Annotated in this window: 20 protein-coding genes; 9 read left to right on the forward strand and 11 right to left on the reverse strand. The window is 72.7% G+C overall.

Features of this window, described 5'->3' with window-relative positions:
- Window positions 1-9: 9 nt before the first annotated feature.
- Window positions 10-1,884: an AAA family ATPase gene (locus C1N81_RS36270; RefSeq protein WP_394435604.1), complete on the reverse strand. Its 1,875-nt coding sequence runs from the start codon at window positions 1,882-1,884 to the stop codon at window positions 10-12.
- Between the two features lie 416 nt (window positions 1,885-2,300).
- On the reverse strand, window positions 2,301-2,942 hold the full coding sequence (locus tag C1N81_RS36275; RefSeq protein WP_394435606.1) for a uridine kinase family protein: 642 nt from the start codon (window positions 2,940-2,942) through the stop codon (window positions 2,301-2,303).
- A 236-nt stretch (window positions 2,943-3,178) separates the two neighbouring features.
- Between C1N81_RS36275 and C1N81_RS36280 the strand changes: the two genes are divergently transcribed.
- Window positions 3,179-4,561, forward strand: a complete 1,383-nt coding sequence (locus C1N81_RS36280) for a peptidase C39 family protein (RefSeq protein ID WP_394435608.1) — start codon at window positions 3,179-3,181, stop codon at window positions 4,559-4,561.
- A gap of 22 nt (window positions 4,562-4,583) precedes the next feature.
- Here the strand turns inward: C1N81_RS36280 and C1N81_RS36285 are convergent, their stop codons facing one another.
- Complete coding sequence (locus C1N81_RS36285) at window positions 4,584-6,074, reverse strand: M1 family metallopeptidase (protein WP_394435610.1); 1,491 nt, start codon at window positions 6,072-6,074, stop codon at window positions 4,584-4,586.
- 142 nt (window positions 6,075-6,216) lie between these two features.
- Complete coding sequence (locus tag C1N81_RS36290) at window positions 6,217-6,345, reverse strand: hypothetical protein (protein WP_394435612.1); 129 nt, start codon at window positions 6,343-6,345, stop codon at window positions 6,217-6,219.
- Between C1N81_RS36290 and C1N81_RS36295 the strand changes: the two genes are divergently transcribed.
- Complete coding sequence (locus C1N81_RS36295; RefSeq protein WP_394435614.1) at window positions 6,344-6,511, forward strand: SCO1431 family membrane protein; 168 nt, start codon at window positions 6,344-6,346, stop codon at window positions 6,509-6,511. The two genes, C1N81_RS36290 and C1N81_RS36295, sit on opposite strands and share 2 nt — an antisense overlap.
- 80 nt (window positions 6,512-6,591) lie before the next feature.
- Here C1N81_RS36295 and C1N81_RS36300 read toward each other — a convergent pair whose 3' ends face one another.
- Window positions 6,592-7,854 carry a glycoside hydrolase family 18 protein gene (locus C1N81_RS36300; protein ID WP_394435615.1) on the reverse strand — a complete coding sequence of 421 codons (1,263 nt, stop codon included), beginning with the start codon at window positions 7,852-7,854 and terminating at the stop codon, window positions 6,592-6,594.
- Window positions 7,855-8,039: 185 nt separating this feature from the next.
- A complete protein-coding gene (locus C1N81_RS36305) occupies window positions 8,040-8,333 on the reverse strand; it encodes a hypothetical protein (protein ID WP_394435616.1) in 294 nt (97 codons plus the stop codon).
- Between the two features lie 225 nt (window positions 8,334-8,558).
- Between C1N81_RS36305 and C1N81_RS36310 the strand changes: the two genes are divergently transcribed.
- Window positions 8,559-9,695: a hypothetical protein gene (locus tag C1N81_RS36310; RefSeq protein ID WP_394435617.1), complete on the forward strand. Its 1,137-nt coding sequence runs from the start codon at window positions 8,559-8,561 to the stop codon at window positions 9,693-9,695.
- A gap of 112 nt (window positions 9,696-9,807) precedes the next feature.
- Window positions 9,808-10,911 (forward strand): phosphotransferase family protein, encoded by a 1,104-nt coding sequence (locus C1N81_RS36315; RefSeq protein ID WP_394435618.1) that lies wholly within the window; start codon window positions 9,808-9,810, stop codon window positions 10,909-10,911.
- A gap of 15 nt (window positions 10,912-10,926) precedes the next feature.
- Here C1N81_RS36315 and C1N81_RS36320 read toward each other — a convergent pair whose 3' ends face one another.
- Window positions 10,927-11,391 carry a hypothetical protein gene (locus C1N81_RS36320; RefSeq protein ID WP_394435619.1) on the reverse strand — a complete coding sequence of 155 codons (465 nt, stop codon included), beginning with the start codon at window positions 11,389-11,391 and terminating at the stop codon, window positions 10,927-10,929.
- A gap of 234 nt (window positions 11,392-11,625) precedes the next feature.
- Between C1N81_RS36320 and C1N81_RS36325 the strand changes: the two genes are divergently transcribed.
- The 4 genes from C1N81_RS36325 (at window position 11,626) to fxsA (ending at window position 15,771) form a co-directional block, all read left to right on the forward strand.
- On the forward strand, window positions 11,626-12,066 hold the full coding sequence (locus C1N81_RS36325) for an Lrp/AsnC family transcriptional regulator (protein WP_018534770.1): 441 nt from the start codon (window positions 11,626-11,628) through the stop codon (window positions 12,064-12,066).
- A 145-nt stretch (window positions 12,067-12,211) separates the two neighbouring features.
- A complete protein-coding gene (locus C1N81_RS36330; protein ID WP_394435620.1) occupies window positions 12,212-13,825 on the forward strand; it encodes an amidohydrolase in 1,614 nt (537 codons plus the stop codon).
- 444 nt (window positions 13,826-14,269) lie between these two features.
- Window positions 14,270-15,073 (forward strand): polyprenol monophosphomannose synthase, encoded by an 804-nt coding sequence (locus tag C1N81_RS36335; RefSeq protein WP_394435621.1) that lies wholly within the window; start codon window positions 14,270-14,272, stop codon window positions 15,071-15,073.
- A gap of 98 nt (window positions 15,074-15,171) precedes the next feature.
- Complete coding sequence (gene fxsA, locus C1N81_RS36340) at window positions 15,172-15,771, forward strand: FxsA family membrane protein (RefSeq protein ID WP_394435622.1); 600 nt, start codon at window positions 15,172-15,174, stop codon at window positions 15,769-15,771.
- A gap of 175 nt (window positions 15,772-15,946) precedes the next feature.
- Here fxsA and C1N81_RS36345 read toward each other — a convergent pair whose 3' ends face one another.
- The 4 genes from C1N81_RS36345 to C1N81_RS36360 all read right to left on the reverse strand — a co-directional run bounded on the left by C1N81_RS36345 (window position 15,947) and on the right by C1N81_RS36360 (window position 19,350).
- Window positions 15,947-16,321, reverse strand: a complete 375-nt coding sequence (locus C1N81_RS36345) for an RNA polymerase-binding protein RbpA (RefSeq protein ID WP_003977404.1) — start codon at window positions 16,319-16,321, stop codon at window positions 15,947-15,949.
- 254 nt (window positions 16,322-16,575) lie between these two features.
- A complete protein-coding gene (locus C1N81_RS36350; RefSeq protein WP_394435624.1) occupies window positions 16,576-17,931 on the reverse strand; it encodes an MFS transporter in 1,356 nt (451 codons plus the stop codon).
- Window positions 17,932-17,977: 46 nt separating this feature from the next.
- Window positions 17,978-18,757, reverse strand: a complete 780-nt coding sequence (locus C1N81_RS36355) for a glycerophosphodiester phosphodiesterase (protein ID WP_394435625.1) — start codon at window positions 18,755-18,757, stop codon at window positions 17,978-17,980.
- Entirely contained in the window at window positions 18,754-19,350 is a 597-nt protein-coding gene (locus C1N81_RS36360) for a membrane protein YczE (protein ID WP_394438464.1), read from the reverse strand. Before C1N81_RS36360 ends, C1N81_RS36355 begins: the two co-directional genes overlap by 4 nt.
- A 255-nt stretch (window positions 19,351-19,605) precedes the next feature.
- Here C1N81_RS36360 and C1N81_RS36365 point away from each other — a divergent pair, with 255 nt between their 5' ends.
- The gene (locus C1N81_RS36365) at window positions 19,606-21,105 is read left to right on the forward strand and encodes an SCO1417 family PLP biosynthesis transcription factor (protein ID WP_394435627.1); all 1,500 of its coding nucleotides are present in this window, start codon (window positions 19,606-19,608) and stop codon (window positions 21,103-21,105) included.
- The last annotated feature ends 1,361 nt before the right edge of the window (window positions 21,106-22,466 follow it).

Consider the following 22,466-nt stretch of genomic DNA (forward strand, 5'->3'; position numbering starts at 1 on the left):
CCGCAGGCCCTACAACCCCGTGGGGTCCTGCGGCCCCCGCCCGGACAGTACCTCGCCGTACGCCTGCATGAGGTCGGGCAGCCGCAGCGTGGCCAGGTCGTCGCGGGAGGGCTCGGTCAGGTATCCGGTGAGCCGCAGGTCGCGGTAGGCGCAGGACTTCTCGTACAGGGTCCGCAGGAACCGCCCGTTGCCCAGCTCGTCGATCCAGCCCTGCTCCACCACGTGCCCGGCGATGGAGCGCAGCTCCTCCAGGGCCTCCTCGTCCCACGCGTCCCCGTTCTCGGCCGCGAGGACCTCGCCGATCGAGGTCAGCTCCATCGGCCGGTACGAGGGGAAGTCGACCCGTGACGTGAAGCGCGACGACAGGCCGGGGTTGGCGGCGAGCAGCCGGTCCATGCCCTCCGGATATCCGGCGAGGATCACCACGAGGTGGTCCCGGTTGTCCTCGGCCCGTTTGAGCAGGACTTGCAGGGCCTCGTCGCCGTACGCGTCGCCCTTGCCGTAGCCGGAGTTGGACAGCGCGTACGCCTCGTCGACGAAGAGGACGCCGCCGAGCGCGGAGTCGATCAGCTCGTTGGCCTTCACGGCGGTCTGGCCGAGATATTCGCCGACCAGGTCCGAGCGCTGGGCCTCCACCAGATGGTCGCCGCCGAGCAGCCCGAGCGCGTAGAAGACCCGGCCGAGGATGCGGGCCACCGTCGTCTTGCCGGTGCCCGACGGGCCCGAGAAGACGAAGTGCCGCTTCGGCGGCTGGACCGGCAGCCCCTGCCCCGCGCGCAGCCGCGCCATGTTCAGCTGCGCGGAGAGCGCCTTCACCTGCCGCTTCACCGGCTCAAGGCCGACCATCAGCTCCAGCTCGGAGAGCGCCTCCTCCAGGAGCACCGGATCGGCGGGCCCGGCCGGCAGCGGCGCGGAGACCGGTACGACGGCCTTCTCCCGCACCATGTCGGGCTCGTCCGCGCCGACCGCGCTCGGGGTCGGCAGCCCCGGCTCGGTGACCTTCAGGTCCCGCCCGTCACCCGCGAACAGCGGCTCGACCGACTCCCCGCCGTCCGCGCTGTCCTGGTAGCCGGTCAGGGGGAGCGGGGCCAGGTCCGGCCCGTCGCCGAAGTCCCCGTACCCGTCGCCCTCGGCGATCGCCGCGAGCCGCGCCGAGGTGTCCATGAACGCCGGATCGACCCGGTGCACGGCCCGGTACAGCGGCATCGCGGCGGCCGAGCGGCCCGTGCCCTCGTGCGCCCGCGCCAGCCAGTACCGCAGCTCCTTGCGCTGCGGCTGCTCGCTGCGACAGCGCATCAGGGCCGAGGAGAGCAGCGGCTCCGCCTGCCCGTACATCTCCAGGCGCACCCGCGCCATGCCGCCGAAGAGGCCGGCCTCGATGCCGAGCATGGGGTCGTCGATCAGCGAGTCCGTGTGCCGGACCAGCTGGTCCCAGTCCTTGACCAGGTAGGCCCGGCAGGCGTGCAGGAAGCGCACCTGCGGATCCGCGTCGGCCGCCGGCAGGGTGGACAGGGCCCGGTCCAGCTCGGGGACGTGGCGCCCGTCCAGCCAGTGCGAGGCGTGCGCGAGCAGCAGGTCGCGCGGGCGTTCGAGGACCGGCTGCACCCACCAGCCCAGCCAGTACCAGGAGTTGAGCGTGCGGCGGTGCCTCGTGCGCTGTTCCCCGAACCGGTTGCGGTGGCGGAACATCCGCAGCAGCGCCGTCGTCGTGTCGATCCGCAGCGCGTGCAGTCCGAGCCAGCCGTCGGCCATCCCCTGATCGAGCCGCACCGCGGCCCGGAACTCCTCCTCCGCCTGCGGATACGCGCCCATCGTGTACGCGTCGACGCCCCGCAGCCAGGCGAGGTCGGCCGGGCCCGTCGGCGCACCGGTGCCGAAGTCCATCACGTCCCCCACAAGCCGTGCCCCCGATGAACCGCTCTGTCATGGACGGGAGTTGTCACGATGCGGACAGCGAGCCGTCCGTAGACCGCACCGAGGGCATCGTACCTGCGAGGGCGTGGTCGGCCGTAGGGCGCGACGGTGTCGGATCGGTGCGGAGCGCGCCGCGGGCCCGGGATTTCGCGCAGGTGAGCGCGGTGGAGGATGGTGACCCAGGGTAAGCGGCGAGGGGCTCGGCACGGATCGACAAGGACATTGCGGGCAGAACGAAGCCCCCGATCACGGGGGAACAACCGGGGGCTTCGCGTCTGCCGGCGGCCCCGAAAGGCCGCTCATTGGAAACGTAAGTCCTGTACGGCCCCTGGGTCAAGCAGAGTTGAGGCACTCGGGGAAAGTGGCGGAAGGCCGTAGCGAGGGCGTCAGCGCACCGCTGGCGGTCCTTCACCCTGTGTGACGGAAGGGTGGTTTCGCAGGGTCCCGCCAGGCCCCACGCGCACCTCGTACCCCTGCGGGCACTCCCGTACCAATTCCTCGGCGAAGGGGCGGGACGGGTCGCGTGTGAAGTGCTCGCGCTCCGCCGGTATCCAGCCGTCCCAGAACCCCTCCTGCGCCGCGCCGTCCCGGGCCCGCCCGCGCGCCCACGCCGTCTCCCGCGGCAGATCCATCCACACGAGACGCGCCAGAGAGGGCCGCAGAGCGCGCCGGCCCGCGCCCACGCCCTCCACGAGGATCACCCCGGCGGGCGGCAGCTCGCGCACGGCGCCGAAGCGGCGGGCGTGCCAGTCGTAGCTCTCGTAGTGCGCCGCGTCGCCCCGGGAGAGCGGCGTCAGTACCTGTTCGCGCAGTCGGTCCGTCCAGGCGAAGAGCGCGTCGTGGCTCGCGATGTCGTCGAGGCGCAGCACCGGCGCCCCGCCGAGCGCCTCGGCCAGCCGCGCCGCGAAGGTCGACTTCCCCGAGCCCGCGTGCCCGTCGATGCCGACGAGACGCACGGGACCGCACGACGGCGGCAGCCGCCGCAGGCGGCCGGCGTACGGGGCGAGGGACACGGGCTGGTAGCTCACAGCCGCCAGGTTACGCGGCGGCCCCGCCGGGACCGGACCGGGTTTCGCGCGCGCCGCCGCAGGTCATTCCAGTGGTGGAGACCAATATTGGTCCGGGCGACAGGCCCCGGAACGCTGGTGGAAAACGCGTCACTGCGGCCATAGTTGGCGCACTGTTCCACAAGGCGATCTCCTGCCCCTGTGCGCTCCGCACCGTCCGCACGACCCGTCCGACCCGTCGACTGGGGGACCACCCGATGACCCGACCCGATCAGGACTCCCGTCCGGCCCGCAGAACCGTGCTCGCCGCGGCCGCGGGCGTCGTCCTCGCCGCCACGGCGGCCGCCGGCACCGCGCGCGCGGCGGCGGGCCCGTCCGCCGCCCGGCCGAAAGCCCCCGCACGCCCCGTGGACAACCACACCTGGACGACCTTCGCCGACTGGCGCTCGGGCACCGCCGAGGGCACGCGCGCCGTCGCGGGCGCCCGCCCCGGCGTCACCCTCGCCAAGGCGACCGGCACGCTCACCTACACCGACCCGCACCTCGACAGGACCTCCGACTGGGAGTACGCCACCTGGACCTCCCCGGTCCACCGCCTGAGCGTCCCCGCCACCGAGGTCATCGCCTCCTGGAACGCGCACACCCCGCCCGGCACCTGGATCCAGGTCGAGCTGCAGGGCACGTACACCGACGGGACGAAGACGCCCTGGTACGTGATGGGCCGCTGGACGGCCGGGGACGACGAGACCCTCGACATCCGCCGCACCTCCGTCGACGACCAGAGCGACGGCAGGTCGAGCATCTGGACCGACACCTTCTCCATCGACGACGCGGCCTCGGGTCTGCGGCTCGTCTCTTACAGCCTGCGCCTGACCCTGCTGCGCGCCCCCGGCGCCAAGGCCGCCCCGACCGTGTGGCGGCTCGGCGCGATGGGCTCGGACGTGCCGGACCGTTTCACCGTCCCGGCCTCCACCCCCGGGCTCGCCAAGGAGCTGATCGTCCCGCGCTACTCGCAGGAGATCCACGCCGGCCAGTACCCGCAGTACGACAACGGCGGCGAGGCCTGGTGCAGCCCCACCTCCTCGCAGATGATCATCGAGTACTGGGGGCGCAGGCCCACCGCGGAGCAGCTCGCCTGGGTCGACCCGTCCTACGCCGACCCGCAGGTCTGCCTCGCCGCCCGCTCCACGTTCGACTACCAGTACGAGGGCTGCGGCAACTGGCCCTTCAACGCGGCGTACGCGGCGACGTACAAGGACCTTCAGGGCGTCGTCACCCGGCTCTCCTCCCTGACGGACCTGGAGACGCTGATCGCGGCCGGTATCCCGGCCATAACGTCCCAGTCGTTCCTCAAGGAGGAGCTGACGGGCGCGGGCTACGGCACCTCCGGGCACCTCATGACCGTCATCGGGTTCACCGCCGAGGGCGACGTGATCGCCAACGACCCGGCGTCGCCGAGCGACCCGGCGGTGCGGCGCGTCTACAAGCGGGCCGAGTGGGAGACGATCTGGCTGCGCACCAAGCGCTACAACGCCTCCGGCAAGGTGGTCTCCGGCACCGGCGGCGTCTGCTACCTGTACTTCCCGGCCCACCCGACCCCGAAGCAGCGCAAGGCGCTGGCGGCCGTGGGGGTGCGCTGACCCCGTACCCGGGGACGACGTGTCAGGGGCTGACCACCGGGGTGACCACCCAGTCGGGGTGTCCCGGCATGGGCGGGGTCTTCGGGCCGTACAGCCACGGGTGCAGGAAGCCGGACAGATCCCGCCCGGCGACCTTCGAGGCCAGCGCGGTGAAGTCGGCCGTCGACGCCGCCCTGCCCCGGTACGTCGTCAGCCACGCCCGCTCGATCCGCTGGAACGTGCCGGCGCCGACCTCCGCGCGCAGCGCGTACAGGACGAGCGCCGAGCCGTCGTAGCGCATGCGCTTGAACAGGTTCGGCTCGGTCGGCTCGGCGGGCGCCCCGTAGTCGTGGCGCCACTGATCGTGGTTCTCGTAGGCCGTCCGCATGGCGGCCTCGAAACTGTCCCCGCCGTGCTCCTCGGAGTACGCGCGTTCGTAGAAGCGGGCGTGGCCCTCGCTGAGCCACAGGTCGGACCAGCCGGCGAGGGCGACGCTGTCGCCGAACCACTGGTGGGTCAGCTCGTGCATCAGGTCCCGCTCGGCGTCGACCCGGGTGCCGAGCAGGTCCGCCTTGGGCAGCAGCGACAGGGTCTGGGTCTCCAGGGCCACGCCCAGGTCCGTGTCGCCGACCAGGACGCCGTACCGGTTGAAGGGGTAGGGGCCGAGCCGCTCGCGCAGCCAGTCGAGGTGGGCGGGCGTCAGGTCGCGGTACTGCTTGGTCGGCGCCACCAGCGCGTCCGGCACGACATCACGCAGCGGGAGACCGCCAGGCCCCTTGCCGTCGATGAACCGGAACCGTCCGATGGCCAGTTGCGCCAGCTGGGCCGCGACCGGCTGCTCGGAGTCGTAGGTCCAGCGGACCCGGCCGTCGGGCCGGACGGTCCGGTCGACGAGCCTGCCGTTGGCGGCGGCCGTGAGACCGGGCGGGGTCGTGACGCGGAAGGTGATCGGCGCGCGGCGGCTCGGGTGGTCGTCGGCCGGGAAGATCAGCTTGGCGCCGTTGGGCTGCGGGTACAGGACCGTGCCGTCGGGCGTGGGTATCCAGCCGTAGTCCTCGATCGCGTCGTCGCGGTGGCGGGTCTGCGTCGGGTCGGCGGTGTAGTCGACCTTCACGGTGAACGAATCCCCGTCGCGCAGCGCCGACTTGGGGGTGACGACCAGCTCGTCGCCTTCCCTGCGGAACTGCGCGGGGCGCCCGTTCACGGTGACCGTGTGCAGCTCGTTGCCCGCGAAGTCGAGGTTGAAGCGGGACAGCGCCTGCTCCGCCCTGGCGGTGATCGTCGCCGACGCGGCGAACGGGGTCAGCGGCGCCCGCCAGTCGAAGTCGAGCGTGTAGTGGCGGACGCGGTAGCCGCCGTTCCCGTCGAGCGGGAACATCGGGTCGCCGAGGCCCGGGGCGCCCGGCGTGGGCGGCTCCGCGGCGGCCTGCGAGACGGTGGCCGGGGCGGTGAGCGCCGCGCCGAGGGTGAATGCGGCGGCGACGGTGAGACGGGTTCTGCGGCCAGGCCTACGGGGTGTCCGGTATGTGCGCATCGAGAACCTTCCGGTCGGTGTCGACGGGAACGCGTCGCAATGTGGGACGCGCGACACCACGGACCGGTTGTGCGCGGCAGGGGCGGGCGCCGGGCGTGACCAAGGTTACGGACGCAAAGCGACATTCCGGTGGCAAGGTGGTTTACGCACCGGTGGTGAGCGCGCCGCTGGTCAGCGCACCGATGGTGAGCACACAGCTGGTGAGCGCACCGATGGTGAGCACACAGCTGGTGAGCGCACCGCCCACGAACCGAGTGAGTGAGACCCCCATGACCGCAAGCTCCGTAGCCGCCTCCGTGGCCCCCCAGGCCCCCGCCGCCGCGCGCACCCGCACGGGCGGCCCGCAGGAGGACGGCCCGAAGATCCTCGAGCACCTCATGGGCTGGACCTTGGTGGTCGTGCTCGCGATGTTCGTCACACAGGCAGGACTGATGTGACCGCCGCGACGACAGCCGCGAGGGGCGGGCCCCGGAAGACCGGGACCCGCCCCTCGTGACGTACGGGAACCGCGCGGTGGCTAGCTGACAGCCTTGATCAGCTCACCGTTCGCCGTGTCGCCGGACAGCTCCCACAGGAACGTGCCGCCGAGGCCCTGCTGGTTCTTGTAGTCCATCTTCCCCGCGATGGTCTGCGGGGTGTCGTAGCTCCACCAGTCGTTGCCGCAGTGCGCGTACGCGGTGCCGCCGACCGTGCCCGTCGCGGGGCACTTGGTCACCAGCTCCTTGTAGTCGTCGATGCCGGGCTCGTACTTGCCCGCGGCGGGGCCGCTCGCCGTGCCGCCGGGGGCGTCCTGGGTGACGCCGGTCCAGCCGCGCCCGTAGAAGCCGATGCCGAGCAGCAGCTTCGAGGCGGGCACGCCCGCGGCCTTCAGCTTGGCGATGGTGGCGTCGGTGTTGTACCCGTCCTTCGGGATGCCGTCGTACGCCTTCAGCGGGGAGTGCGGGGCGGTCGGGCCCTGGGCGTCCCACGCGCCGAAGTAGTCGTACGTCATCGGGTTGTACCAGTCGACGTACTGGGCGGCGCCCGCGTAGTCGGTGGCGTCCAGCTTGCCGCCTTCGGAGGCGTCGGCCGGGATGGCGGAGGTCAGCAGGTAGTCGCCGCCGAACTTGGCGCGGAGCGCCGCCATGAGGTTCTTGTACGCGTCGCGGCCGCTGGTGTCGCAGGTCAGGCCGCAGGCGTTGGGGTACTCCCAGTCGATGTCGATGCCGTCGAAGACGTCGGCCCACTTGGAGTTCTCGACGAGGTCGTAGCAGGACTGGGCGAACGCGGCCGGGTTCTTCGCCGCCTCCGTGAACCCGCCGGACCAGGTCCAGCCGCCGAAGGACCAGAGGACCTTGAGGTCCGGGTGCTTCTTCTTCAGCTTCAGGAGCTGGTTGAAGTTGCCGCGCAGGGGCTGGTCCCAGGTGTCGGCGACGCCGTCCACCGACTGGTCGGCGGTGTACGCCTTGTCGGTCGCCGCGTAGGCGTCGCCCATCGTGCACTTACCGCCCTGGACGTTGCCGAAGGAGTAGTTGATGTGCGTGAGCTTGTTGGCCGAGCCGGACGTCTCGATGTTCTTGACGTGGTAGTTCCGGTCGTAGACGCCCCACTCGGTGAAGTATCCGACGACCTTCGAACCGGCGGCGGTCTTCGAACCGGCGGCGGCCTTCGACTGCGCGGCGGTGTCCGGCTGGGCGGCCGCACTGCCCGCGGAGGCGAGCAGGCCCGCGCCGAGAACGGCCGAACAGGCGGCCGCGGCGAGGGCCTTGAGGGGCGTGCGGGGAAGTCTCGATATGCGCATGGTGTCTCCTCGTGGGGGAGGGGGACATGAGGGGGGAGTGGCGACGGTGGGGGGTGGCATGAACGCGTGGTGTCGCCGAACGGAACAGACAGTAGGAGGACTAGACCAGTGCGGTCAATGGTCCGGACCAATTTCCGTCACTTCTTCAACTGGTGGCCCGCCGCCCCCACTTGGGCGGAGCCCACTCAGTAGGCCCGGAAGTCGCTGAACTGTCCCGTGCGCACGGTGGGCGCCGCGAGCCGCACCCATTCGGGGTCGTACTGCCCCGGGAGCGTCCTCCCGCGCTCGGCCCAGGAGGCGAGGAGGGCGCGGTAGAGGGGCGGGTCCTGGGGTGCGTGAGGCGCCAGGGGTGCGCGGGGCGCAGGGGCCGTGTGGGGCGCCTGGTGAACCGATTCTGCGAAGAGCGGGGCGGGGACGGGCGAGAGGCCGCGCCTACGCCGCCCGGTGGGCGCGGGGGCGGGGGGCTGCGTCGGGGTCATGCCGGACCAACGCGCGGCCGCCGCCACGGGTCACCGGCACCGGCAATAGGGCGTCCGTTCGCGGGATCACCGAGGCCCGGGGGCGGGGCGGGGACTGTCGCCGCACACCTACCCTCCCGCGCGATACCTGACGTACCGTCAGTTCTGTGCGCTGTCAGTTCCGCGATCCCAGGTTTCAGGTGTCGGCGCCGAACCTCCGGGTGCCGAACCTCCGGAGGAGGACGCATGGCTCAGGACGACCGTCCCGTCGCCCTCGACGAGTACCCGGTCCATCAAGTGCCGCTCTCGATGAAGCACGTCGCCACCGGTGACCGCAACGCCTACGACCGGTGCATCTTCCATCTCGTGGACCCCACGGGCGAGTTCCTGCTCATCCTGGGACTCGGGGTGTACCCCAACCTCGGGGTGATCGACGCGTACGCCACCCTCCGCCACGGGGAGACCCTGCACGCCGTCCGCGCCTCGGACGCGCTTGGCGACGAGACCCGGATGCGGATGGAGGTCGGCCCGCTGCGGATCCTCGTCGAGCGGCCGCTGAAGGACTTCCTTCTGATGTGCGCCGCCGACCCCGGGGACCCGGACGCGCTCGCCTACGAGATCGGCTGGCACGCCGGCTTCCCCGCGCTCTGGGAACCGCACCACACCCAGCGCCGCGGCGCCCGGCTCACCCTGGAGGGCAAGCGGTTCGTACAGGCCGGACAGTGCGACGGATGGCTGCGGATCGGCAAGCGCGAGATCGAGGTACGCGGCTGGACCGGAACCCGCGACCGCAGCTGGGGCGTGCGGCCCGTGCCCGGCGAGGAGGGCGGCCGGCTCGCCGCCGAGCATCCCACCGAGGGGTTCCACTGGGTGTGGGCGCCGGTCCGCTTCGAGGACCGGTTCCTGATGGTGGTGGTGCAGGAGGACGCCGACGGGTACCGCACCCTCAACGACGCCACCCTCGTCCGCGAAGGCCACCGCGACCTGCAACTCGGCTGGCCCCGCGTCGACATCGGCTACCACCCCGGCACCCGACGGCCGCGCGGCGCGGTCGTCCACCTCGTCGACCCGGCCGAGCGCAAACCACTCGAACTCGGGGTGGAGATCCTCACCTCCTCGCCCCTGGCCCTGGGCGCGGGCTACCCGCCCGCCGACGACTGGCAGCACGGCACCTGGCAGGGCCGCGACTGGACCGACCGCCGCGCCTACGACCTCTCCGACCTGGCGGCCCACCCGCGCGCCGCCTTCGGGGTGACCGACCACGCCGCCCGCTTCACCCTCGACGGGCGCGTCGGCCACGGCATCTTCGAGCACGGCAGCTTCGGCCGCCACGACCCGAGCGGCTTCACCGGGTTCGACTCGGTGGCGCCGGGCCGCTCTTGAGCCCCGTCCTATCGCCTCTGCCTCTGCCTCCGTCTCCGCCCCCGCCTCCGCGTTCGTCTTCGTCTTCGCCTCCGCGTTCATTTTCGTCTTCGTCTTCGGAGGGAGTCCGGTCATGGCCGGCACCCCGCGCCCCCGTACCTCCACGCGTGACCCCGAGGAGATCGCCCGCCGTCTCACCGCCTGGCTCGGCCGCCGCCTGCCGGGCGCCAAGGCGGTGGACGTCGCCGTCCCCGCCTCCAACGGCATGTCCAGCGAGACCCTGCTGTTCGAGATCGAGCATCCCCGGCCCCCGGTCAGGGCGTGCGCGCTGCGGCTGGCCGCGGACCCGTCGGCGTACACGGTCTTCCCGGTGTACGACATGGAGCGCCAGTACCGGACGATGCGGCTCGCCGCCGACCGCGCCCAACTGCCGGTGCCGCGCGTGCTGTGGCTCGAGGAGGACCCGGGGCCGCTCGGCGCGCCGTTCTTCGTGATGGAACGCGTCACCGGGCGCGTCCCGCCCGACGTGATGCCCTACACGTACGAGGGAAACTGGCTGCACGCGGCCACCGACGACGAGCGCGCCCGCCTGGAGGACGCCAGCATCGAACTGCTCGCCCGGCTGCACGACGGCGTGCCCGCGGCCGAGGCGGACTTCCTCGCCCTGCCGGGCGACGGCACCCCGCTGCGCAGGCACGTCGAGGATCAACGCGCCTACTACGCCTGGGTCGTCGACGGCCTCGCGCGCTCACCCCTCATCGAGAGCGCCTTCGAGCGGCTCGAGACGCTGTGGCCGCGCGAGGAGGGCGAGCCGGTGTTCACCTGGGGCGATGCCCGCATCGGCAACATCGTCTACGACGGTTTCACCCCGGTCGCCGTCCTCGACTGGGAGATGGCGGCGCTCGCCCCGCGCGAGGTGGACCTCGGCTGGACCATCTATCTGCACCGCTTCTTCCAGGACCTGACCGAGAGCTTCGGCCAGCGCGGACTGCCCGGGTTCCTGCGCCGCGACCACGTCGAGGCGCGCTACGCCGAACTCACCGGCCGCACCCCGCGCGACATGGACTTCTACACGCTGTACGCGGCGCTGCGGCACGCGATCGTGATGCTCCGCGTCGCTTATCGCCAGATCCACTTCGGCGAGGCCGTCGTGCCCGGCGATCCGGACACACTGATCCTGCACCACGGCAGCCTGCGGGCCATGGTGCAGGGCAGGTACTGGAACAGGTTCAGATAAAGGGGTGGGCGCGGCTCAGGCCGCGGCCCGGCGGTTCGGCTGGAACGGCATCCGCAGCGGCCGCGAGCCGGGCCCGCCCACGTGCGAGAACGGCTGCATGCGCCAGTCGAGCCCCTGAGGGAGCGTGAGCAGCAGGGCGGTGTCCTGCTCCTGAGCGCCGATCAGTTCGTCGGCGGGCCGCGCCTCGGCGGCCGAACGCCCGGTGCCCGCGCAGACGGTGAGTCCGAACGGGTTCCAGGGCGAGGCGCACAGCGCGTGCTCCGGCAGGACGTCCTCGTCCGCGAGGAGTGCGATGGGCTGCGCGCAGTCCGGGCACAGGACCCGGTACATCTCGAACGTGTCGTAGGCGTCGGCCTCGACGGCGGTGTCGGCGGCCTCCTCGTCGAAGACGTCGGGTTCGACGCCCTCCGGCTGCGGCTCGACGACCGTGCGCTTGCGCTGACGGGATGCGGGGCGTCCGGGACGCTTCACGTTCTGCATGGGAATCTCCCCCTCGGGTGGGCCGACCAGGAACCGCGGCCACGACCACAGCAAGCACTTCCCTCCCCGCCCACGCGGTAATCGCTTCCCGTGCGAGGACACGGTCCGAACTGTGTGGTCTTCGTCACATGCCGGTTGGGTGTGCCCGGGGCGCGGTAGGCGAAGGGGCCGCACAGGGCCGGTCGCACGGCTCCGAGGTATCCGGGGCGATCACGTGCCTGTAGGTTCTGCCGCATGGAGGAGCTCGACCGACAGATCGTGCAGCTGCTCGTCAAGGACGGGCGGATGAGCTACACCGACCTGGGCAAGGCCACGGGCCTGTCCACGTCGGCCGTGCACCAGCGGGTGCGCCGCCTGGAGCAGCGCGGCGTGATCCGCGGGTACGCCGCGGTCGTCGACCCCGAGGCGGTGGGCCTTCCGCTGACCGCGTTCATCTCGGTGAAGCCGTTCGACCCGAGCGCCCCCGACGACATCGCCGAACGGCTCGCGGGCGTCCCCGAGATCGAGGCGTGCCACAGCGTGGCCGGGGACGAGAACTACATCCTCAAGGTCCGGGTCGAGACACCGCACGAACTGGAGAACCTGCTCGCGCGCGTGCGCTCCCTCGCCGGCGTCTCCACGCGCACGACCGTCGTCCTCTCGACGCCGTACGAGGCGCGCCCGCCCCGCATCTGAGGCGCGCCCGCCCCGCATCTGAGGCACACGCCGGACGTGTAGCTGAGGCACACGCGGGCCGTGCATCTATGGCGCAGCACGCCCAGGGCCGACAAAAAGGACCCCGGCACGCGCGCGTGCTCGCCCGCGCGGGAGACTGTCCCCCATGAGCACGCCCCCCAGCACCCGTACCGTTCTCCTCCGGCGCGGCGAGGTCCACAGCCCCGCCGACCCCTTCGCCACCGCGATGGTGGTGGAGGCCGGACACGTCGCCTGGGTCGGTTCGGAAGGCGCGGCGGACGCGTTCGCGGACGGCGTGGACGAGGTGATCGACCTCGACGGCGCCCTGGTCACCCCGGCGTTCACCGACGCCCACGTCCACACCACCGCCACCGGACTCGCCCTCACCGGGCTCGACCTCACGGCCGCCCGCTCCCGCGAGGAGGCCCTCACCCTCGTACGGGAGTACGCCGCGGCCCGCCCCACCGACCGGGTGCTGCTCGGCCACGGCTGGGACGCCGCCCGCTGGCCCGACACCCGCCCGCCCTCGCGCACGGAGCTCGACGAGGCCGCCGGCGGCCGCCCGCTCTACCTCACCCGCATCGACGTGCACTCCGCGGCTGTCAGCACCGCCCTGCTCGACCTGGTCCCCGGCGTCCGGGACCGGGCCGGGTTCGCGCCCGACGGGCCCCTGACGCGCGACGCCCACCACGCGGTCCGCGCCGCCGCCCTCGGCGCCGTCGGTCCGCAGCAGCGCACCGAGGCGCAGCGCGCCGCCCTGCGCCGCGCCGCGTCCCTCGGCATCGGCTCGATCCACGAGTGCGGCGGCCCCGACATCTCCTCCGAGGACGACTTCACCGGGCTGCTCGACCTCGCCCGCTCCGAGCCGGGCCCGCGCGTCGCCGGGTACTGGGCCGACCGCGACATCGAGCGCGCCCGCGCCCTCGGCGCCCTCGGCGCGGCCGGTGACCTCTTCGTGGACGGCGCCCTCGGCTCGCACACGGCCTGCCTGCACGCGCCCTACGCCGACGCCGGCCACACCGGCACCGCGTACCTGAGCGCCGCCGACGTCGCCGCGCACGTCGCCGCCTGCACCGAGGCGGGCCTCCAGGCCGGGTTCCATGCCATCGGCGACGCCGCCGTCACCGCGGTCGTCGACGGCATGAGGGCCGCCGCCGAGAAAGTCGGCCTCGCGCGCGTGCGCGCCGCCCGGCACCGTGTCGAGCACGCCGAGATGCTGACCCCCGAATCCGTCGCGGCCTTCGCCGAGTTCGGTCTCACCGCGTCCGTGCAGCCCGCCTTCGACGCGCTGTGGGGCGGCGAGGACGGCATGTACGCCGACCGCCTCGGCGCCGAACGGGCGCGCACCCTCAACCCGTTCGCGGCCCTGCTGCGCGCCGGGGTGCCGCTCGCCTTCGGCTCCGACAGCCCGGTGACCCCGCTCGATCCGTGGGGCACGGTCCGCGCCGCCGCCTTCCACCGCACGCCCGAGCACCGGGTCTCGGTACGGGCCGCGTTCACCGCCCACACGCGCGGGGGCTGGCGCGCCGTGGGCCGCGACGACGCCGGGATCCTCGTCCCGGGCGCCCCCGCGGACTACGCCGTCTGGCGCACCGACGAGCTGGTCGTGCAGGCCCCCGACGACCGGGTGGCCCGCTGGTCCACCGACCCGCGCTCCGGCACGCCGGGGCTGCCCGACCTGTCGCCGGGCGCCCAACTCCCCGTCTGTCTGCGGACGGTGGTCTTCGGACAGCCGGTCTTCGTAGGGCCGGACGAGTGAGATACCGGGGCGGCGCGCGGCCCGTCCCGGGCGCCCGCCGTCCCCGCAGACCTGCGCATCCTCGGCCCTGACCAGCCGTCTTCACAAAGAGGTGCAGGTGGGACGGCTGTTGACAGACCGCCGCAGGGGGCGGGTAGGTTCGGCCAAGTCCACCACCTTTCGTACGGCCGCGCAGACTACGCGGTGGTAGAACGCAGTCCGGCGCCCGCGCCACGGGGCGCTGGAACGTTCCGGCCGGCCGGCGAGGTGCGACCCGGGTGGGGCCCGGGCGTTCAGTAGACAACGGCTCTCGGTCGACCCGCAGCCAGCGGGCCCCAGGTCGGCCCGAAGGACGCCCGGCCCCGATCCGCAGTGTCGGCCCGACCTGCGGTGCTCGCTAAGGTAGGTCCCCTTGTGCGGTGAGGAAGCGCACTGAAGTTCTGCGTGTAGTCCTAAGGGGAATCTGTGAGCGACGGCGGTGGGCGCGAGTTCGGCCCTCTCGGTACGGCTTTGGTGATCATTCCGACCTATGACGAGGCGGAGAACATCACGGCCATCGTCGGGCGGGTCCGGGCCGCGGTGCCCGACGCCCACGTACTGGTCGCCGACGACAACAGCCCCGACGGCACGGGCAAGCTCGCGGACGAACTGGCCGCCGACGACGACCAGGTCCACGTCCTGCACCGCACCGGCAAGGAGGGCCTCGGCGCCGCGTACCTCGCCGGGTTCGCCTGGGGCATGGAGCAGGGGTACGGCGTCCTCATCGAGATGGACGCCGACGGCTCCCACCAGCCCGAGGAACTGCCCCGGCTGCTGACCGCGCTCAAGGGCGCCGATCTGGTGCTCGGTTCGCGCTGGGTGCCGGGCGGACGGGTCGTCAACTGGCCCAAGTCCCGCGAGTTCCTCTCCCGCGGCGGCTCCACCTACTCCCGGCTCCTGCTCGACGTGCCGATCCGCGACGTCACCGGCGGCTTCCGCGCCTTCCGCCGCGAGACCCTGGAGGGGCTCGGCCTCGGCGACGTGGCCTCGCAGGGCTACTGCTTCCAGGTCGACCTCGCCCGCCGCGCCGTCCAGGCCGGCTATCACGTGGTCGAGGTCCCCATCACGTTCGTCGAGCGCGAGCTGGGCGACTCCAAGATGAGCAAGGACATCGTCGTGGAGGCCCTGTGGAGGGTCACCACGTGGGGCGTGGGCGCCCGGGTGGGCAAGATGCTCGGCCGCTCCTCCGAGGGCCCCTCAGGCCCCTCAGGGCCCTCCGCCCGGTCCTGAGCGGCGTCCCCGCGTCCTCCGCTCACCTCTGCTTACGCCCGTCCTCCGCTCAGTTCCTGCTTACGCCACTCGGACGGGCCCCCAGGCACACTGGGAGCATGACCACAGGCACACCGTCCAGCAACCAGTCCACCGGCGCCCGGCGCTCCCGGGTCCGCACGCTCCTGCCGCTCGCCGTCGCCGCGTGGGTGGTCCTGGAGATCTGGCTGCTGACGGTGGTGGCGGGCGCCGTCGGCGGCTTCACGCTGTTCCTGCTCCTGGTGGGCGGCTTCGTGCTCGGCGCCGCCGTGATCAAGGCGGCGGGGCGGCGCGCCTTCCAGAACCTCAGTGAGACGCTCCAGCGTCAGCAGCGGCCGGGCTCCGTCGAGGCGGGCGAGCAGCGTTCACAGGGCAACGGGCTGCTGATGCTCGCCGGTCTGTTCCTGATGATCCCCGGTCTGATCTCGGACGCCCTCGGCCTGCTGCTGCTCGTGCCGCCGGTCCGTGCGGCGCTCAGCCGCTATACGGAGCGGACCATCGAGCGGAAGATGAGCGCGGCCTCCCTGGGCGCGTTCGGCGGCGCCTTCCAAGAGCGGCGCGGCGGCGGCCCGGCCGGCGGCACCGGCACCGTGATCCAGGGCGAGGTGGTCCGGGACGACGAGAAGCCGTCGCACGGCCCGGACGGCTCGCAACAGCGCCCGCCGATCATGCCGTCGTAAGCGCGGGGCCGACCGTCGCGTAAGCGCGGGGACCAGCCGTCCTAGGCGTGGGGACCGGCCGTCGACGGCGCTGGGACCGGCCGTCGAGGGCGCTGGGACCATGGAAACGGCCGGGGCCGGACACACAGAGTGTGTCCGGCCCCGGCCGTCTTGCGTCTTACCGTGAACCCTGGGGTCAGGCCGACTTGCGGCTGTCCCGCGGGTGGACCGCGATGTTCATCGCGCCCGAACGCAGGACCGCCAGACGCTCCTCGAGGACCTCTTCGAGCTCCTCGCGGGTGCGCCGCTCCATCAGCATGTCCCAATGTGTACGGGCCGGCTTCGCCTTCTTCTCCTCAGGACCGTCGCCGTCAACGAGAAGTGCCTGGGCCCCGCAGACCTTGCACTCCCACTCCGGCGGGATCTCGGCCTCCACCGAGAAGGGCATCTCAAAGCGATGTCCCTTCTCGCATGCGTACTCCACGGCCTGGCGCGGAGCCAGGTCGATACCGCGGTCCGTCTCGTAGCTCGTCACTACGAGGCGCGTTCCGCGAAGAGCTCGCTCACTCATGAATCGTGCCTCCCGGGCTTGTCGCCCACAGGACAGGTGTCGCTGTCGTCGTCATCCGGTCAACGTCCGGTCGGCGGTAAAGATTCCCGTTCCGGGACATGCGTCGCCGTCGTAGCCGCCCCTTGTTGTACCCACCAACGCCCGGTTTGTCACATCTGACACCAGATGTCACCTAGCGTCTGGCAATCTTGACGTGCAGTAACGGTACGCCTGGCAGGCCAACCGCGTACACTACCGGCCTTTGCCTTCAGGTGCTAAATCTGGTCGGGTTCGGGATTGCCCGCGTCGCGCACCGCCTGCCGCACCGGAACGCGCGCGAGCAGGGCGAAACCGACCAGGAAGAAGACCACCAGGGACACGATCGCGTCCCTGTAGCTCCCGGTCAGCTGGTACGCGACCCCGAACACCAGGGGCCCCAGCCAGCTCATGCCCCGGTCGCTCATCTCGTACGCGGAGAAGTACTCCGCCTCCTTCCCGGCCGGCACGAGATGCGAGAACAGAGACCGTGACAGGGCCTGAGTACCCCCGAGCACCAGTCCGATGCCGACCGCCAGGGCGAAGAACCACACCGGTGACTCCGGCGGCAGGAAGTACCCCGCCCCGATCGTCACCGTCCAGGCCACGAGCGAGCCCAGGATCGTGTACTTCGACCCGTACGCGCGCGCGAGGCGGCCCATGCCGAGCGCCCCGGCCACCGCGAGGACCTGCACGAGCAGCACGGCGACGATGAGCGTCGACTGCCCGAGCCCCAGCTCCTCGGAGCCGTAGACGGACGCCTGCGAGATCACCGTCTGCACGCCGTCGTTGTAGACGAGGTACGCGAGCAGGAAGGAGAGCGTCAGCGGGTAGCGGCGCATGTCCTTGACCGTCGCGACGAAGTGGCGGAACCCCGGCGCCGTACGGTCCGGGCCGGGCGGCGTACGCCGGTCGCGCAGACGGCGTAGGGGGACCACGGTGAACGCACCCCACCACACACCGGCCGACGCCAGACAGATCCGCACCGCTGTCGACTCCGAGACACCGAAGGTGTCGTGCGCCGTGTACAGCCACAGGTTCGCCAGCAGCACCAGGGCGCCCGACGCGTAACCGAGGGCCCAGCCGCGCGAGGAGACCGCGTCGCGCTCCTCCGGTGGCGCGATCTGCGGCAGATAGCTGTTGTAGAGCACCATCGAGACGGCCAGGGAGGCGTTCGCGATCACCAGCAGCGCGCCGCCGAGCAGGTAGCGGTCGCCGGACAGGAAGAACATGCCGGCCGTCGCCGCCGCGCCCAGGTAGGCCGAGGCGGCGAGCAGCGGCTTCTTGCGGCCCGTACGGTCGGCCGCCGCGCCCGCCAGCGGCATCACGAAGAGCGCGAGGATCACCGACAGGGAGACGGTGTACGCAAAGAAGGAACCGGCCCGGACCGGGATGCCCAGCGGGTGCACGAAGCCGTCCGCGTCGGCCGCCGCCTTCGCCACCGAGGTGAGGTACGGGCCCAGGAACACGGTCAGGACGCTCGTCGAATAGACCGAACAGGCCCAGTCGTAGACGTACCAGCCGCGCTGTTCGCGCCTGCGGTCGGCGAGGGCACTGGCCCCGCTCGCCGTCTCCCGCGCGGTGTCGGTGCCCACCCGTGTCCCCTTGCGTTCCCCGTGGTCCGGCGCCGCGCGGCGGGCCTCAGGCCCAGGTGCCCCGGTCCTTGAGGACGTCGCGCAGCGTCTCGATGTGATCGGAAACTATGCCATCGACCCCGAGGTCGAGAAGCCGTCGCATCTCGTCCTCGTCGTTGACCGTCCACACGTGGACCTGCAGCCCGCGCGCGTGGGCCGCCCGCACGAAGCGCCGGTCCACCACCCGGACCCCGTACTGCCCGACCGGCACCTGCGCGCACACGGCCGTGCCGCGCAGCGGGAAGGGCAGGCCGTACGAGCGCAGGCGCAGGCCCAGGACGCCCTTCGTGCCGTACGACGTGGCGAGGCGCGGCCCGGCCAGCGCCTGCGCCCTGGCGACCCTCGCCTCCGAGAACGAACCGACGCAGACGCGGTCCCACGCGCGCGTGCGCTCGATCAGATCGATAAGGGGGAGCAGCGCGGGCTCCGCCTTGACGTCGACGTTCCAGCGCACCTCGGGGAAGGTCTCCAGGAGCTCCGCGAAGAGCGGCACCGGTTCGCTGCCCGCCACGCGCGCGTGGCGCACGTCGTCCCAGGGCAGGTCGGCGATCCGGCCGCTGCCGTCGGTGACCCGGTCGAGCGTCGCGTCATGGAACGCCACGAGCTGTCCGTCGGCCGTGGCGTGCACGTCCGTCTCGATGTAGCGGTAGCCGAGGCCGACCGCGCGGCGGAACGCGGCGACGGTGTTCTCCAGGCCGTCCGCCGCCCCGCCGCGATGCGCGAAGGGGAGCGGTCCCGGATGGTCGAGGTAGGGGTGGAGCCGGTGGTGGCGTACGGGGTGGGTCACCGTCGAAGTATCGCCTTGCGCGCGGGCGCGCGTGCCACCACGGTCGCGTCGGCGGGCGGGCCCGGTACGGCGAGGACCCGGAGGAAGAACTGGGCGAGCGGGCCGATCGCGAGGGCGTACACGACCGTGCCCACGCCGATCGTGCCGCCCAGCAGGAAGCCGGTGGCCACGACCGTCACCTCGACGGCGGTGCGCATCAGGCGGATCGACCGGCCCGTGCGCCGGTGCAGGCCGGTCATCAGCCCGTCGCGCGGTCCCGGGCCGAACCTGGCCGCGATGTAGAGGCCGGTCGCGACCCCGTTGAGCACGATCGCCACCACCATCAGCGGGACGCGCACCGCGTAGGCGCGTACGTCCGGCACGACGGCGAGGGTGGCGTCCATGGCGAGGCCGACGACGAAGACGTTCGAGACCGTGCCGAGGCCGGGGCGCTGGCGCAACGGGATCCACAGGAGCAGGACGATCGCGCCGATGATGATCGACACGACGCCGATGGAGATGCCGGTGCGCTCCGCGAGCCCTTGGTGCAGCACCCCCCAGGGCTCCAGGCCGAGCCCCGCCTCGACGAGGAGCGCCGAGCTGGCGCCGTACAGGGCGAGTCCGGCGTAGAGCTGGACGAGGCGGCGGGGGAGGTGGCGGCGGGGAGGGTGGGGGTGGGGGTGGGCGTGCGGGTGAGGGGCGGGCGCGGGCGCGGCGGTGGACGGTGTGGCCGGTGTGGGCGGTGTTGTCGGTCCGGACGGTGTGGACAAGGGGTCCCCCGGGTGGTGGGCGTGGCCTGATGCGTGACACTCTGTGGCTCCTGGGCAGAGGTCGGCCATGGCCAATTCCGGAAAGGTGGACTGATTCGTATGGCTCAGTGGACTTCGGCGATCGGATCGGTGCAGCTTGCCCGGTTGCTCACCTCGCAGCAACCCCGTCCGGCCGGGCCCGGCACCCGTCGCCCGCCCGCCTACCGCGCGCTCGCCGACGGCATCCGGCTGCTCGTCCTGGAAGGCCGCGTCCCCGTCGCCGCGAGACTGCCCGCCGAACGCGAACTGGCCCAGGCGCTCTCGGTGAGCCGCACCACGGTCGCGGCCGCCTACGAGGCGCTGCGCGGCGAAGGGTTCCTCGAGTCCCGCAGGGGAGCGGGCAGTTGGACGGCCGTCCCCGCGGGCAATCCGCTGCCTGCGCGCGGCCTCGAACCCCTGCCGCCTGAAGCGCTCGGCTCGATGATCGACCTCGGCACGGCGGCGCTGCCCGCGCCCGAACCGTGGCTCACGCGCGCGGTGCAGGGCGCCCTGGAGGAGTTGCCGCCGTACGCGCACACCCACGGCGACTATCCGGCCGGGCTGCCCGCCCTGCGCACCATGATCGCCGAGCGGTACACGGGCCACGGCATCCCGACCATGCCCGAACAGATCATGGTCACCACCGGCGCGATGGGCGCCATCGACGCGATCTGCCACCTCTTCGCCGGCCGGGGCGAACGAGTCGCCGTCGAATCGCCCAGCTACGCCAACATCCTCCAGCTCATGCGCGAGGCGGGCCTGCGGCTCGTCCCCGTCGCCATGGCGGACGGCCTCCGCGGCTGGGACCTCGACCGGTGGCGGCAGGTGCTGCGCGACGCCGCGCCCCGGCTCGCCTACGTCGTCGCCGACTTCCACAACCCGACGGGCGCCCTCGCCGACGAGGAACAGCGCCGCTCGCTGGTCGACGCGGCCCGCTCGGCCGGCACGGTGCTCGTCGTCGACGAGACCATGACGGAGCTGCGGCTCGACGAGGATCAGGAGATGCCGCGCCGCGTCTGCGCGTTCGACCCGGCCGGTTCGACCGTGATCACCGTCGGCTCCGCGAGCAAGGCGTTCTGGGCCGGGATGCGGATCGGCTGGGTGCGGGCCGCGCCGGACGTCATCCGCAGCCTCGTCGCCGCGCGCGCGTACGCCGATCTGGGCACGCCCGTGCTCGAACAGCTCGCGGTCAACTGGCTGCTCAGCACCGGAGGCTGGGAATCGGCCGTGCGGCTGCGCCGCGACCAGGCACGGGAGAACCGGGACGCGCTCGTCGGGGCGCTCCGCCAGACCCTGCCCACCTGGGAGTTCGACGTCCCCGCAGGCGGGCTGACCCTGTGGGTGAAGGCCGGCGGCCTCTCCGGCTCCCGCCTCGCCGAGGTCGGCGAACGCCTCGGCGTCCGCGTCCCCTCGGGCCCCCGCTTCGGCGTCGACGGCGCCTTCGAGGGTTACGTCCGCCTTCCGTTCACCGTGAGCGGCGCGGTGGCCGAAGAAGCGGCGCTCCGCTTGGCCACGGCGGCACGGGTGGTTCGGGAGGGGCGGGGTGCCGGGGCGGAGGTCCCCCGGACCCTCATCGCGTGAGGTCGTGACGCGGCTGTTCGGTTGAGCGGGGTGGGGGTGGGGCGGCGTGGCCGGGGGCGGGGGCGTCTCCTTGGCGGCGTCTACCCGTGGCCGTGGCCGGGTGCGGGGCGGGTGCCCCGGGTGTGGGGGCGGGTGAGGGGGTGTCCCTTTGGCGGCCCCTCCCGGGGCTGGGGGCCGGTGCGGCGTTCCCGGCGGGGTGCCGCGCGACGAGTCCGTCCCCGTGGCGGCGCCTCCCCCGCGACCGGGTGCTGAGCGGGCGCCCTTCCAGTGGCGTGCCTTGCGACGTTCTTCCGCCCCCGGCGGTGCTACCGCTCCGCGAGCGCCTCGGCCTCCCGCGGGATGGCCTCCGTCGGATCAGCCTCCGTCGGATCAGCCTCCGTCGGATCAGCGTCCGTAGGTGCGGTCTCCGCCGGAGTAGGCCGCGTCGGAGCGGTCTCAGTCGGGGTGGGCTCGGTCGAGGCGGACTCCGCCGGGCTCGGCTTGGCCTCCAACGGTTCACTCTGGACGATCTCGCCCCCGGGCGCCTTGGCCTGGATCGGCGTGTGCCGGGGCGGCTGGGACGGGCGCGGCGGGATCTGGGGCGGCTCGGGCTGAGCCGGCGGGGTCTGGGGCGGCTCCGCCGCGAGCGGCTGAGCCGTGGGCGGCTCGGGACGGATCAACGGGGTCTCGGGCGGCTCGGGCGTGACCGCCGGGGTCCCGGTCTCAGGCGGCTCGGCCTGCGGCGGTGTGTTCTCGGGTGCTTGGGCCTCGGCCGGCTTGGCCTGAGGCTGCTGGTCTTGAGCCGGAGTCTTCTGAGGTGCCTGAGCCGGTGCGTGCTGCGGCGGGTCGGCCTGGGGCGGTGTGCTCTCGGGTGCCTGGGTCCGGCTCGGCTCGCTCTGAGCCCGCTGGTCCTGGGCCCGTGTGTTCTGGAGTGCCGGAGTTTGGGCTGGCGTGCTCTCCGGCTGCTGAGCCTGGGCCGGCGCGCTCTGGGGCTGCGCGACTTGGGCTGGTGTGTTCTGCGGCGGCTCCGTCTGGGCCCCTCTGTTCTGGGGCTGCCCCGCCAGGGCGCGGGTGCCCCGGGCTGCCTCGGTCTGGGCCGTCGTGCCCTGCGGAGACGCGGCCTCGGCCGAAGGGTTCTCTGGTGTCTGCGCGTAGGCCCCGGTGGTCCGCGGCTGCTCGGCCCGGGCCCGTGTACTCAGGGGTGCCTCGGCCTGGGCCGCTGTGCTCTGCGGGGTTTGGTTCTGGGCCGCCGTGCTCTGCGTGGCCTGGGCATGGCCCGCCGTGCCGTGCGGGGCTTGGGCCTGGGCCGTAGTGCCCTGCGGCGCCTGGGCCGCCGAGCCGTTCGGGGCCTGGGCCGCCGTGCCGTTCGGGGCCTGGGCATG

Source organism: Streptomyces sp. SGAir0957, assembly GCF_043523415.1.

What these genes read in the sequence shown, in the direction of transcription:
- C1N81_RS36270 (WP_394435604.1), bottom strand. Translation starts at nt 1,884, where the DNA reads ATGGACTTCGGCACCGGTGCGCCGACGGGCCCGGCCGACCTCGCCTGG.
- C1N81_RS36280 (WP_394435608.1), top strand. Translation starts at nt 3,179, where the DNA reads ATGACCCGACCCGATCAGGACTCCCGTCCGGCCCGCAGAACCGTGCTC.
- C1N81_RS36285 (WP_394435610.1), bottom strand. Translation starts at nt 6,074, where the DNA reads ATGCGCACATACCGGACACCCCGTAGGCCTGGCCGCAGAACCCGTCTC.
- C1N81_RS36295 (WP_394435614.1), top strand. Translation starts at nt 6,344, where the DNA reads ATGACCGCAAGCTCCGTAGCCGCCTCCGTGGCCCCCCAGGCCCCCGCC.
- C1N81_RS36290 (WP_394435612.1), bottom strand. Translation starts at nt 6,345, where the DNA reads ATGGGGGTCTCACTCACTCGGTTCGTGGGCGGTGCGCTCACCAGCTGT.
- C1N81_RS36300 (WP_394435615.1), bottom strand. Translation starts at nt 7,854, where the DNA reads ATGCGCATATCGAGACTTCCCCGCACGCCCCTCAAGGCCCTCGCCGCG.
- C1N81_RS36305 (WP_394435616.1), bottom strand. Translation starts at nt 8,333, where the DNA reads ATGACCCCGACGCAGCCCCCCGCCCCCGCGCCCACCGGGCGGCGTAGG.
- C1N81_RS36310 (WP_394435617.1), top strand. Translation starts at nt 8,559, where the DNA reads ATGGCTCAGGACGACCGTCCCGTCGCCCTCGACGAGTACCCGGTCCAT.
- C1N81_RS36315 (WP_394435618.1), top strand. Translation starts at nt 9,808, where the DNA reads ATGGCCGGCACCCCGCGCCCCCGTACCTCCACGCGTGACCCCGAGGAG.
- C1N81_RS36320 (WP_394435619.1), bottom strand. Translation starts at nt 11,391, where the DNA reads ATGCAGAACGTGAAGCGTCCCGGACGCCCCGCATCCCGTCAGCGCAAG.
- C1N81_RS36325 (WP_018534770.1), top strand. Translation starts at nt 11,626, where the DNA reads ATGGAGGAGCTCGACCGACAGATCGTGCAGCTGCTCGTCAAGGACGGG.
- C1N81_RS36330 (WP_394435620.1), top strand. Translation starts at nt 12,212, where the DNA reads ATGAGCACGCCCCCCAGCACCCGTACCGTTCTCCTCCGGCGCGGCGAG.
- fxsA (WP_394435622.1), top strand. Translation starts at nt 15,172, where the DNA reads ATGACCACAGGCACACCGTCCAGCAACCAGTCCACCGGCGCCCGGCGC.
- C1N81_RS36345 (WP_003977404.1), bottom strand. Translation starts at nt 16,321, where the DNA reads ATGAGTGAGCGAGCTCTTCGCGGAACGCGCCTCGTAGTGACGAGCTAC.
- C1N81_RS36365 (WP_394435627.1), top strand. Translation starts at nt 19,606, where the DNA reads ATGGCTCAGTGGACTTCGGCGATCGGATCGGTGCAGCTTGCCCGGTTG.